Source organism: Myroides sp. NP-2, assembly GCF_014145665.1.
Classification (GTDB): Bacteria; Bacteroidota; Bacteroidia; order Flavobacteriales; family Flavobacteriaceae; genus Flavobacterium.
The window spans coordinates 1-819 of the sequence record NZ_JACHTD010000047.1 but is presented as its reverse complement, the minus strand read 5'-3'; the positions used below and the strand labels follow the sequence as shown (position 1 = coordinate 819).

Genomic DNA, 819 nt, shown 5'->3' with positions numbered 1-819 from the left:
TGCAACAACGTTCCAATTCACCTTCGCAATCGTATTTTAAACACACGGTTTACGGACTTCGATTTCTTTTAAAAACAGAGAATTTACCTTACGATCATCTTCATTTACCATCGATTCCTAAAGAAAAGAAACTTCCTGTAATTCTGAGTCGAGAAGAGATTTGGAAGATGCTTCAACATGCCGATTTACTCAAACATCGCATTTTAATTGGATTGATTTACGGCTGTGGTTTGCGTTGTATGGAAGTTAGAAATATCGAATTGAAACACCTAGATTTTGATAGAAAACTACTGCATATCGTTCAAAGTAAAGGCAAAAAAGATCGTTATGTTCCTTTATCGGATCATCTCATTCGAGGGATTAAAAAATATATTTCGGTTGAACATCCTACCACATTTTTATTTACAGGCAACACCAAAGATGCCAAAGGTTTTGATTCGCGATACAGCCAACGTGGGGTTCAATGGGCGATTCAATCGGTTTGTAAAAAAGCTGGAATTTTAAAAGACGTGCATACGCACACGTTGCGCCACAGCTACGCTACGCATTTGTTAGAAGATGGGGTGAATATTCTTCAGGTTCAGAAACTGATGGGTCATGAGCGTGTGGAAACCACGATGGAATACTTGCATGTTTGTCAGCTCGAAAATCAAAAAGTACACAGCCCACTAGATACCGTTTTTGCTTTATGCAGCCGCAGTGGGAAGTAGCCGATGTGCTGAGAAAAGTCGATTTGTCCAACCAAAACTTTACCGTTCATCAAGAAAAAACGTTAAGAGCATTGACTTTGTGCCGAACTGCTGCTTTGGGCGGACATGT

Annotated in this window: 1 protein-coding gene; it reads left to right on the top strand. The window is 39.8% G+C overall.

Translation table 11 applies throughout. From position 1 onward, the window contains the following. A partial coding sequence (locus tag H4K35_RS15560) for a tyrosine-type recombinase/integrase (protein WP_255492499.1) occupies nucleotides 1–710 on the top strand: 710 nt, incomplete at its 5' end. Nucleotides 711–819 lie beyond the last annotated feature (109 nt).